This is a genomic window from Pseudomonas mosselii (assembly GCF_003205295.1).
In the GTDB taxonomy this organism is placed as follows: Bacteria; Pseudomonadota; Gammaproteobacteria; order Pseudomonadales; family Pseudomonadaceae; genus Aquipseudomonas; species Aquipseudomonas mosselii_B.
On record NZ_QJRP01000004.1, the window covers coordinates 277,294 to 288,182 of the forward strand.

The window sequence follows — 10,889 nt, forward strand, 5'->3', positions numbered from 1 at the left end:
ACTATCAATATACGCCCTGCCCTACCCCTGTCGTCAACCGGGGGTGACGGAGGGAGTAGATGAAAGGTTGTTCATCTATCCGCTATCCGGCCGGATAACGCGATCCCTGTAGGAGCGGCCTTGTGTCGCGAAAGGGGCGCAAAGCGGCCCCAGCGATCTTCGCATCAACGCTGAAATCCTGGGGCTGCTACGCAGCCCTTTCGCGACACAAGGCCGCTCCTACAGGGATCGCGCTGAACATTGCCTCACGGCTGGATCTGATCTTCCAGCTTCATGGTCAGCGCCAGGGTGCTGCCCATCTGGATCGCCTGGTCACGCCAGCCCAGGTAGCGCGCCGCGTCGCGGCTGCTGAAATGCACCGCCAGCTCCTCGGCCGCCTGCATCACCCCGGTCGCCGCCGCCAGCTCCAGCCAATACAGCCCGGCCTTGGTGTCCGCCTCGACATACAGCCCATGCAACAACCGGTAGCCCACCTCGAAGCGGCAGCGCGTCTCTCCGCGCTGAGCACCGCGCAGGAACCACTGGTAGGCCTCGAGCGGATCGACCTGCCACACCTGGTCGCCCTCGCACACCTCTTCCTCGTACAGGTCGCCCAGCGCGGCGGCGGCATGCACCATGCCCCGTTCGAAGGCATGACGGTAGTATTCGGCCGCGTTGGCGTAGGAGACATCGACACCCTTGCCGAAGTAATGCTGCTGCCCAAGGTTGAACCAGGCCGCGGCATTGCCCTGCAGCGCGGCCATGCGCAGCAGGTGCCCGGCCAGCACGGTATCACCGCGCCAGTACTTGCCATTGAGCCAGATCCAGCCCAGGTCATTGAGCGCCGCGACATTGCCCAGCAATGCCTGGCGGCACAGGTCGTGGTAGACCGCCTGCAGGTCGACCGACTCGTCCAGCCGATCGGCCAGGCCGAAGCGCTCGCCGCTCAGGGCCTGCTGGCTGGGCATGCCGACCCCGGCGAACAGCCTGTGGCGCTGCCCGGGGCGTGCCGGGGCCGGGACGATCCGCTCGGGGAGAAGCCGGGCGAGCAGCGAATGGATATTGCTGGCGGCAGACATGTTCATCCTCATTGAACGACCCACAGCTCCAACCTCCACTGTGGTGAGGCGTGATTCTGCGCGATGCCACGACAAAACCTGTCGCGAACGAATTGATCCCAGGCAACCAAATGCATCTTCCTTGATCTGAGCACGCTGTGGCCAATTGCCATGCCCTACCCGTGCCGCCATCCTATGCCGGCAAGCCTAGACAAGGACGTTTCCTTTTGCCGTTCGCCACCACCCGCGCCACCCTCAGCCGCCAATGGGCCCTGCTCCGCCAGTTGCCCAGCCGCTCCCCCGGGATCACCAGTGCCGAACTGGTGTGGCGCCTGCGTGACGTGGGTTTCACCGTCAGCAAGCGCACGGTCGAGCGCGATCTCAACGAGCTGTCGCTGATCTTCCCGCTGGAGCGCAACGACAAGAGCATCCCGTTCGGCTGGCACTGGTCGGCCAATGCCGGTGGCGAATTGCGCGGAAACTTCGACCTGCAGGGCTACCTGCGCGGCGACATGCTGCAGCCCGGGCAAGGTGAAGGGGTCGAACTGCAGGCGTGGATCAGCGATTTGCTCGCTCGCCGACTGCGTGAGGCGCCGTTGACCGCCGACATGCAACTGACCGCCCTGGAGCAGGGGCACCGGCTGCGGGCGACGGTGGCGGATGGCTGGCCCCTGCGGTTGTGGTTGCTGAGCCAGGGGCAAGGGCTGGTGGTGGAAGCGCCGCAGGCGTTGCGCGAGGAGATAGCGCGGACATTGGCCAGTGCGGCGGCGCAATATCGGGATTGAGTTTTGCGTGATGTTCTTCGCGGGTAAACCCGCTCCCACAGGGTCCATGCATAACCTGTGGGAGCGGGTTTACCCGCGAAGAAGGCAACACCGGCAGCACGAATCTAGCGCTGCATGCCCCAGCGCCGCACGGTCAGCCGCTCCAGGGTGTTGAACACCAGCCCCTCCACCAGCAGGCCAATCAGGATCACCACCGCCAACCCGGCAAACACCTTGTCGGTGTACAGCTCGTTGCGGTTCTGGAAGATGTACCAGCCCAGTCCGCCCTTGCCGCTGCTGGCACCGAACACCAGCTCGGCGGCGATCAGCGTGCGCCAGGCGAAGGCCCAGCCGATCTTCAGCCCCGACAGGATCGACGGCAGGGCCGCCGGCACCAGGATGTGCAGCACCAGGCGCAGGCCGCGCAGCCCATAGTTGCGCCCGGCCATGCGCAGGGTCTCGGACACGCCGAGGAAACCCGCGTAGGTGTTCAGCGCCAGCGCCCACAGCACCGAGTGCACCAGCACGAAGATCAGGCTGTTGTCGCCCAGGCCGAACCAGAGCAGTGCCAGCGGCAGCAGGGCGATGGCCGGCAGCGGGTTGAACATCGAGGTCAACGTGCCCAGCAGGTCGCGCCCCAGCTGCGTCGAGACGGCCAGGCTGGTCAGGCCGAAGGCCAGGACGATACCCAGCACATAGCCTTTGAGCAGCACCACCAGCGATACGCCGACCTTGGCCGGCAGCTCGCCGCTGAGCAACCCGTCCCACAACGCGCTGGCGGTCTGCAGGAAGCTCGGCAGCAGCAGATCGTTGCCGGTGTAACGGGCCACTGCCTCCCAAACCACCGCGAGCAATACCAGGATCACGGCCTTGCGCAGCCAGCCCTGTTGCCACAAGCGTTGCACCGTCGGCAACTCGCGCTCCAGCGGCACACCCGGCAAGGGTTGCAGCTGCACTTCGTATTCCTGGCGTACAGGTGTCGTCGTCATGCCCTGGCTCCCGTCAGTAGGCGATACGGATATCGTTGAAGCCCAGATCGTCCGCTGGTGCCGAGGCATCGGCCTCGTCGAACAGCAGCCGGTGGATACGTCGGGCACTGGCCTGGAAGTCGCTGGCGCCGAGGCTGCCGAGATCGTACTGGTGGCTGTGCACCTCGGCCCGCACCCGCCCGGGGTGCGGCGACAGCAGCAGGATACGATTGCCCACCACCAGCGCCTCTTCGATGGAGTGGGTGACGAACAGCAGGGTAAAGCGCACCTCCTCCCACAGCAGCAACAGCTCTTCCTGCATCTTGCGCCGGGTCAGGGCATCGAGGGCGGCGAACGGCTCGTCCATCAGCAGGATCTTCGGTTGCGTGGCCAGTGCCCGGGCGATGGCCACGCGGGCCTTCATGCCACCGGACAGGGTATGCGGGTAGGCATCGGCGAAGGCGGCCAGGCCGACCTTCTCCAGGTAGTGCAGCGCCCGCTCCTCGGCCTCGGTGCGCTTGAGCTGGCCGGACACCAGCAGCGGGAACATCACGTTCTGCTTCACCGTCTTCCACGGCGGCAGTTGATCAAACTCCTGGAACACCACGATACGGTCCGGCCCTGGGCCGCGCACCGGCTGGCCCTGGAGCAGGATCTGCCCTTCCCGGGGTTCGATGAAGCCGGCCACGGCCTTGAGCAAGGTGGACTTGCCGCAACCGGACGGGCCGAGCAGGACGAAACGGTCGGCGCGGTCGACCTCGAAGCTGACCTGGTGGGTGGCCCGCACCACGCGCTGGGCGGTGCGGTATTCAAGGCTCAGGTTGTCCACCGCCAGCAGCGGTGGGGTGGCGACACGGCTCAGGTTGCTGGCCGTGTGGCCTGGCAATGGGGCGGTCATCGGCGCTCAGCTCCCCTGCAGCGGGCGTTCATCCTGGAAGAAGTAGTCCTTCCACGATTCGGGCTTGTTCTTGATCGCACCGACCCGGTAGAGAAATTCGGCCAGCTTGTAGGTGTTCTTCGGGGTGACGGTGAATTCGTACTGCGGGTTGTCGATCAGCTTGATCAGCGCCTCGCGGTCGATCTTGGCCTTGGTCACTCGGATGTAGGTGTCGGCGGCGGCGGCCTTGTCCTTCTGGGCATAGTCGGCGGCTTCAGCCAGGGCGTCGACGAAGGCCTTGTAGGTCTTGGGGTTGTCCTTGCGGAACTTCTCGGTGGCGAACAGCAGGGTCGGTGAGTTGGGGCCGAGCAGGTCGTAGCTGTTGAGCACCACGTGCACGTTCTTGTTGGCCAGCACCTGGTCCTGGAACGGCGGGTTGGAGAAGTGCCCGTTGAGCTCGGTGCCACCGGCCAGCAAGGCTGCGGTGGCATCGGGGTGCGGCACGGCCAGGGTGTACTTGTCGAGGCGGTTGTATTCCTTGTCGCCCCACTGCCGGGCGGCGGCATATTGCAGGAAGCGCGACTGTACCGACACACCCACCGCCGGGACGGCGATACGGTCCTTGTCGGAGATATCGGCGATGGTCTTCACGTTGGGGTTGCTGCTGACCAGGTAGTACGGGAAGTTGCCCAGCGAGGCCACGGCCTTGACGTTCTGCCGGCCGCGGGTTCTATCCCACACGGTGAGCAGCGGCCCGACGCCGGCACCGGCTATGTCCACCGAGCCGGACAGCAAGGCGTCGTTGATCGCCGCGCCACCGGACAGCTGGGCCCAGTCGACCTTGATGTCGAGGCCCTGCTCCTTGCCGTGCTTCTCGATCAGTTGCTGGTCACGGACCACGTTGAGCAGCAGGTAGACGATGCCGAACTGCTCGGCGATGCGGATCTGCCCTTCGGCGTGGGCCACGGTGGGCGCCGCCAGGCTGCCTAGACCCAAGCTGGCGCCCAGGCCGATACTTGCCGCCAGGCGGCTGATGGATTTGCGCATGGTATGTTTCCTCAGTCGTCAGAACGGGGCATCGCCCTGGATAGTGGTGCGATACAGCTTGCGGCGCAGGTGCGCGGGGCAACCGGTGGCCAGGTGGATCAGCGACCGGTTGTCCCAGAACACCAGGTCGTGGGGCTGCCATTGATGGCGGTAGATGTTCTGCTCGAGCACGCTCAGGGCGTACAGCTGTTGCAGCACGTCGCGGCTTTCGTCATCCGGCAGGCCGACGATGCGGGTGGTGAAGCCCTCGCTGACGAACAGCGCCTTGCGGCCGTTTTCCGGGTGGGTACGCACCACCGGGTGGATGACCTCCTGGACCTGGGCCAGTTGCTCGGCGGTGAGCGTCGGGCGCCAGTTGCCTTCGAATTTGGTCTCGGCGTAACGGGCTGTGTAGGAGTGGGCGGCGCTGCGGCCCTCGACGACCCGGCGCAGGGCCTCGGGCACCGCGTCCCAGGCCTTGTGCATGTCGGCGAACAGGGTATCGCCACCCTCGCTGGGCAGTTCCTGGGCGTGCAGCATCGAACCCAGGCTCGGCAGTTCCTTGTAAGACAGGTCCGAGTGCCAGAACTTGCCGGCATCGCCCAGGCCGACGTTGCGGCCGTCCTCCACGATATTGGACACGATCAGGATCTCGGGATGGCCGGCAAGCAGGAACTGCTTGAGCACATGGATCTGCAGCTCGCCGAAACGGCGGCTGAAGGCGATCTGCTGTTCGGGGGTGATGCGCTGGTCGCGAAACACCAGGACGTGATGGTCCAGGTGGGCGCGGTGGATTCGGGTGAAATCCTCGGCGTTGACCGCACGGGCCAGGTCGAGGCCGACGATCTCGGCGCCGACGGCGCCGGGGAACGGGCGGATGTCGAAGGTTTGCGGCAGGGCGCTGTCGATGGTCGACAAGGCGTTCGAGACGGCTGGCATTGTTCACTCCCACGCAGTGCGCGACTTCAGGGCGCGCAACGATCGGAAACGCACGGGGATTGCCCGTGTGGGTTCGAGTCGTGCGGCGCGCCGATTGGTCGGCGGGTACGCAGTGGGAGTGACTATAAAGTCATAAGAACAGGATTTTAAATACCGTTACGGCATATCCATATGAAGGGGTTGCTTCTCAGGCCATACGCTCACCTGTAGGAGCGGCCTTGCGTCGTGAAAGGGCCGCATAGCGGCCCCGGCAATCTCTGTCTCGACGCAGATCCTGGGGCTGCGTTGCAGCCCTTTCCGACCGGTCCGACGCCTCGGCAAGGCCGCTCCCACAAGAGCGATCAGCGCTCGCGCAGCGCCTCGCTGCGCGCCTTGATAATCGGCTTGAGCAGGTAGCTCATGATGGTCTTCTTGCCGGTCATGATATCCACCGTGGCCACCATCCCCGGGATGATCAGCAACGGCTTCTCCTCCGTGCCCAGGTGACTCTTCTCGGTGCGCAGCTTGATCAGGTAGTAGGTGGTCTTCTTGTCTTCGTCGGTGATGGTGTCGGCGCCGATCTGCTCGAGCTTGGCCTTCATGCCGCCGTAGATGGTGTAGTCATAGGCGGTGAACTTGACCGTGGCTTCCTGGCCCGGGTGCAGGAAGGCGATGTCCTTGGGCAGGATCTTCGCCTCGACCACCAGCGTGTCGTCCAACGGCACGATCTCGATGATGTCGCTGCCCGGCTGGATCACCCCGCCAATGGTGTTGACCAGCAGCTGCTTGACGATGCCGCGCACCGGCGAGATGACCATGGTGCGGTGCACGCGGTCATCCAGCGCCTTGCTGGTGGCGGTGGCCTTGTTCAGCTCGGTGCGGGCCTCGTTGAGCTGGGTCAGCGCCTCGCTGCGGAACTTGCCGCGGGTCTCCTCGATCTTGCTCTCGACTTCCTTGATCGCCGCCTCGGCACGGGGGATGGCCAGGGCGGTGGAATCCATCTGGCCACGGTTCTCGACCTCGGCGCGGCGCAGGCGCAACACCTCGACCTGGGAGATCGCGCCCTGGGCCACCAGCGGCTCGGACATCGCGATTTCCTGGCGCAGCAGCTGCAGGCTGTTGGCGTACTGGGCGCGCTTGGAGTTGAACTCGCGCAGCTCCTGCTGCTTCTGCACCAGCTGCTGTTGCAGGCCGCCGATCTCGTCCTGCAACTGCTGGCGACGGCTCTGGTACAGCGATTGCTCGTTGGCGGCCTGGCTCGGCGCAGCCTTGCGCAGCTCTTCGTCGATCTGCAGCGGCTTGTCCTCGACCTCGGCCGTCAGGCGCTGAACGCGCAGGGCCATGGCCAGACGCGAGGCCTCGGTCTCGTCGACGTTGGAGGCGAAGCGGGTTTCGTCCAGGCGCAGTAGCGGTTGACCGACCTCGACGATCTCCCCTTCCTTGGCGAAGATCTCGGCGACGATGCCGCCCTCGAGGTTCTGGATCTTCTGCACCTTGGACGACGGGATGGCCTTGCCCTCCCCGCGCGTCACCTCGTCGATGGGCGCGACGCTGGCCCAGACGATCAGGAACAGGAAGAACGCGATCACGCCCCAGATGGTCAGGCGCACCACACGCGGCGCGTCCTCGATCAGTGCCTTGTTGACCTCGGGCAGCGGCTGGCCGGCCAGCGACTCGGAACCCTTGAAGTAGCGGCGCAGGTTGTCCTTGAAACGCCCGATATCCAGCTTATGCAACACTGATCTGCCCCTTCTTCAGCGCATCCATGACGGCGGCTTTCGGGCCATCCGCGACGATCTGTCCACGATCGATGACGATCAACCGGTCCACCAGCGACAACAACGAAGCGCGGTGGGTGACCAGCAACACGGTCTTGCCTTCGATGACTGCGGCCAGGCGCTGCTTGAGACGCTCCTCGCCCGTGTTGTCCATGGCGCTGGTGGGTTCATCGAGCAGCAGGATCTGCGGGTTGAGCAGCAGTGCCCGGCCCAGGGCGACGTTCTGCCGCTGGCCGCCGGAGAGGTTCTGGCCACGCTCGCCGACCTGCAGCTCGTAGCCGTCCGGGTGCAGCCGGGCGAACTCATGCACACCGGCCAGTTCCGCGGCCTGGAGGATCAGCTCGTCCTCGATGTAGCGGGCACCGCTGACCAGGTTGTCGCGCAGGGTGCCGGCCAGCAGCTGGATGTCCTGAGGCACGTAGCCGATGTTGTGGCGCAGTTCGCTGACGTCGATCTGGCGGATGTCCACGCCATCGACCAGCAGCGAGCCGTTGTCCGGTTCGTACAGGCCGACGATCAGCTTGGCCAGGGAGCTCTTGCCCGAGCCGCTGCGGCCGATGATGCCGACCTTCTCGCCCGGACGGATGTTCAGGTTGATGCCCTTGAGCGCCTGGTTCTGCTGGTTCGGGTAGGTGAACTCGACGCCACGGAACTCGATGGCGCCCTGCAGCACCTGGCGGCTCAGCGGGCGCTCCTCGAAGTTGCGCTCTTGGGGCAGCTCCATCATCTGGTCGGTGGCGACCATGGTCACCTTGGCTTGCTGGTAGCGGGCCAGCAGGCCGTTCAGCGAGCCCAGCGGGCCAAGGGCGCGACCGCTGAGCATGTAGCAGGCCACCAGGCCGCCCATACTGAGGTTGCCGTCGATGATCAGGTACACGCCCACGCAGATCATCGCCACGCCGGCCAGTTGCTGGATCAGCGCGGTGATGTTCATGGCCAGGCCCGACAGCACCTTCACCCGCAGCTCCAGGCGGCTCAGGGTGCCGAGGGTCTGCTCCCACATGTACTGGCGCTCGCTCTCGGCGTTGTTGACCTTGACCGCATCCAGCCCGGCGAGGGTCTCGATCAGGCTCGACTGGCGCTCGGAGGCCAGGGCCATGGTGCGTTCCATGGTCGCCATCAGCGGCTTCTGCAGGGCGTAGCCAATGCCCAGTGCCAACGGGAAGGCCAGGATCGGAATCCACACCAGGTGCCCACCGATGATGGCGATGACCATGAGGATCAGCAACGTGAACGGCAGGTCGATCAGGCTGGTCAGGGTCAGCGAGGCGAGGAAGTCGCGCAGGCCCTGGAACTCGTGGATATTCTGGGCGAAGCTGCCGACCCGCGCCGGGCGGTACTTCATGGCCATGCCGACGATGCGCTCGAACAGCGTCGCCGAGATGATCAGGTCGGTCTTCTTGCCGGCCAGGTCCAGGCACAGGCTGCGCAAACCCTTGAGGATCAGGTCGAAGACATAGGCGCCGGCGATGCCGACCGCCAGCACCCACAGGGTCGAGGTGGCCTGGTTGGGCACAACGCGGTCGTACACGTTCATCACGAACAGCGGCGCGGCCAGGGCAATCAGGTTGATCACCAGGCTGGCGGCGATGGCATCGATGTACAGCCATTTGCTGCGCAGCAGGGTGTCGCGGAACCACGAGCGCGCGCGCGGGATCAGGTTGCCGTGGTTGACGTCGAACTTGTGCTGCGGCTGGGCGAAGAACACCTTGCCGCTGTAGTCGCCCTGCAACGCTTCACGGGTGACATGCACCTCGCCGCCGTCGCTCTCGCTGAGCAGCAGGCGCGCGGTGTCCTCGTTCTCCCAGCCGAGCAGGACCGCACAGCGACCTTCCTTGAGCAAGAGCATCGCCGGCATGGCGATGCTGGGGATCTGCTCGAGCTTGCGCTGCAGCAGGCGCCCCTGCAGCCCGGCCCGGGCGGCTGCGCGCGGCAGCAGCTCGGGGGTCAGACGCTGCGAGGGCAAGGGTAGCCCGGTGGTCAGCATGGCCCGGCTGGCGGGTTTCTGGTGCAGGACACACAGGGTCAGCAGACTGTCCAGCAGCGGGTCGTCATGCTGACTGCGTGGATCGTGGCTGAGTTGGACTCGACTGACTTCGGATTCCACGCGGCGCTCTCTTCATCCTTGCGGGGGTGATTCAAGGTGCGCCTTTCAGTTCATGCCTGGCAGGTTCACCTTGGGTTTCAGGTCGTTCTGCACAACGGACGCCATCGGTGCTACGACACCCTGGCTCTTGAGCAGCTGACCAATGGTCGCCTTGATTCGATACTGAGTAAACATTTGTGTGTTCTTCACCTCTACCAGACGACGCTGGGCGGTGAAGGTTTCATTCTCGCTGTCGAGCAGGTCGAGCAGGGTTCGCTCGCCCAGGCCGAACTGCTGCTGGTAGGCGCTGCGCACGCGGTTGCTGTGATCGACGTACTGCTGGGCGATCGGCACCTGGGCGTTGGCGTTCTCCAGAGCATTCCATGCCAAGCCTAACTCCTCATTGAGCTGGCGCAAGGCGTTGTTGCGAATGTCCAGGGCCTGGTTGGCCAGGTACGACTTCGATTCCAGGTCGGCCTTGTTGCTGCCACCGGCGTACAGGTTGAAGTTCATGCGCAGCATGGCCTGCCATTCGTTGTTGTGGCCGACGGCACCGTCGAGGTTGTTGTCGGCCGTTCGTCCGAGTTCGGCATCGAATCGCGGATAGAACGTAGACTTTGCCGCTTCGTATTGCTTCTCGGCGGCGGCGATGTCCGACTCGGCCGAACGCAGGATCGGGCTTTCCTCGACCAGCTGGTGGCGGGCCTCGTCGAGAGTGGCCGGCAGCAGGTCGACAAATGGCGCGGGCGTGCTTAACTCGTCGGGCATTTGGCCGACGACGCTCAGGTAGTTGGTGTTGGCGTCGGCTAGGTTGGTCTGCTCGGTGATCAGGTTGTTGCGGGCCTGGGCCAGGCGCGCCTCGGCCTGGTCAAGGTCGGCCAGGCGGCCTACGCCGCGGCTGGTGCGCAGCTTGATCTGGTCGAGGATGCGCTCGTGGTTGCGCAGGTTGTCTTCGGCCAGGCGCACCATCTCGCGGCGCGACAGCACGTCCAGGTAGACCTGGGCGACGGTCAGGGCGGTGCGCTCGGAGGTCCCCAGCAGGGAGTAGGCGCGGGCGTTGACGGTGGCCTGCTGACGACCGACCTCGCTGGAGGTGGCGAAGCCGTCGAAGACCATCTGCCGCAGGCGGATGGCCGACTCACCACGGTTCAGGGTCTCCCAGCGGTTGCGGGTGCTCGGGCTGTCGGTGCCTTCACGGCCGTAGCCGGCGGTCACGTCGACCCGCGGCAAATAGCCGCCCTGGGCGGCGCGCAGTTGATAATCCGCAGCTGTACGGGCGTTCACCCCGGCCTGGATCTCCGGATGGACCTCGAGGGCCTTCTGCATGGCTTCGGGCAAGGTTTGTGCTTGAACGAATGTGGCGGCGAGAGCGAAAGGAAGAGCGGTGAACAGTGACGCACGCATTTTTACTGGTTCCCGAGAGAGCTGTTGTCCC

Annotated in this window: 9 protein-coding genes; 1 reads left to right on the forward strand and 8 read right to left on the reverse strand. The window is 65.1% G+C overall.

The annotated features are described in order from the left end of the window. Positions 1 to 245: 245 nt before the first annotated feature. Positions 246 to 1,058 carry a tetratricopeptide repeat protein gene (locus DMX06_RS06150; protein ID WP_110735592.1) on the reverse strand — a complete coding sequence of 271 codons (813 nt, stop codon included), beginning with the start codon at positions 1,056 to 1,058 and terminating at the stop codon, positions 246 to 248. A 206-nt stretch (positions 1,059 to 1,264) separates the two neighbouring features. Between DMX06_RS06150 and DMX06_RS06155 the strand changes: the two genes are divergently transcribed. After that, entirely contained in the window at positions 1,265 to 1,822 is a 558-nt protein-coding gene (locus DMX06_RS06155) for a WYL domain-containing protein (protein WP_110735594.1), read from the forward strand. A gap of 104 nt (positions 1,823 to 1,926) precedes the next feature. Here DMX06_RS06155 and DMX06_RS06160 read toward each other — a convergent pair whose 3' ends face one another. The 7 genes from DMX06_RS06160 to DMX06_RS06190 all read right to left on the reverse strand — a co-directional run bounded on the left by DMX06_RS06160 (position 1,927) and on the right by DMX06_RS06190 (position 10,858). Beyond that, positions 1,927 to 2,790 carry an ABC transporter permease gene (locus DMX06_RS06160; protein ID WP_110735596.1) on the reverse strand — a complete coding sequence of 288 codons (864 nt, stop codon included), beginning with the start codon at positions 2,788 to 2,790 and terminating at the stop codon, positions 1,927 to 1,929. 13 nt (positions 2,791 to 2,803) lie between these two features. Further along, positions 2,804 to 3,667, reverse strand: coding sequence for an ABC transporter ATP-binding protein (locus DMX06_RS06165; RefSeq protein ID WP_110735598.1), 864 nt, complete (start codon positions 3,665 to 3,667; stop codon positions 2,804 to 2,806). 6 nt (positions 3,668 to 3,673) lie between these two features. Further along, positions 3,674 to 4,693, reverse strand: a complete 1,020-nt coding sequence (locus DMX06_RS06170) for an ABC transporter substrate-binding protein (protein ID WP_110735600.1) — start codon at positions 4,691 to 4,693, stop codon at positions 3,674 to 3,676. 18 nt (positions 4,694 to 4,711) lie between these two features. Beyond that, positions 4,712 to 5,611, reverse strand: a complete 900-nt coding sequence (locus DMX06_RS06175; protein WP_110735602.1) for a TauD/TfdA dioxygenase family protein — start codon at positions 5,609 to 5,611, stop codon at positions 4,712 to 4,714. Between the two features lie 341 nt (positions 5,612 to 5,952). Next, complete coding sequence (locus DMX06_RS06180) at positions 5,953 to 7,329, reverse strand: HlyD family type I secretion periplasmic adaptor subunit (RefSeq protein WP_110735604.1); 1,377 nt, start codon at positions 7,327 to 7,329, stop codon at positions 5,953 to 5,955. Further along, positions 7,319 to 9,475: a type I secretion system permease/ATPase gene (locus tag DMX06_RS06185; protein WP_110735607.1), complete on the reverse strand. Its 2,157-nt coding sequence runs from the start codon at positions 9,473 to 9,475 to the stop codon at positions 7,319 to 7,321. Before DMX06_RS06185 ends, DMX06_RS06180 begins: the two co-directional genes overlap by 11 nt. Before the next feature lie 45 nt (positions 9,476 to 9,520). Then, on the reverse strand, positions 9,521 to 10,858 hold the full coding sequence (locus DMX06_RS06190) for a TolC family outer membrane protein (protein ID WP_110735609.1): 1,338 nt from the start codon (positions 10,856 to 10,858) through the stop codon (positions 9,521 to 9,523). Positions 10,859 to 10,889: the final 31 nt, after the last annotated feature.

Bases quoted from the DNA above. Each gene is read 5' to 3' on its own strand.
- DMX06_RS06150 (WP_110735592.1), bottom strand. From the start codon at position 1,058: ATGTCTGCCGCCAGCAATATCCATTCGCTGCTCGCCCGGCTTCTCCCC.
- DMX06_RS06160 (WP_110735596.1), bottom strand. From the start codon at position 2,790: ATGACGACGACACCTGTACGCCAGGAATACGAAGTGCAGCTGCAACCC.
- DMX06_RS06165 (WP_110735598.1), bottom strand. From the start codon at position 3,667: ATGACCGCCCCATTGCCAGGCCACACGGCCAGCAACCTGAGCCGTGTC.
- DMX06_RS06170 (WP_110735600.1), bottom strand. From the start codon at position 4,693: ATGCGCAAATCCATCAGCCGCCTGGCGGCAAGTATCGGCCTGGGCGCC.
- DMX06_RS06175 (WP_110735602.1), bottom strand. From the start codon at position 5,611: ATGCCAGCCGTCTCGAACGCCTTGTCGACCATCGACAGCGCCCTGCCG.
- DMX06_RS06190 (WP_110735609.1), bottom strand. From the start codon at position 10,858: ATGCGTGCGTCACTGTTCACCGCTCTTCCTTTCGCTCTCGCCGCCACA.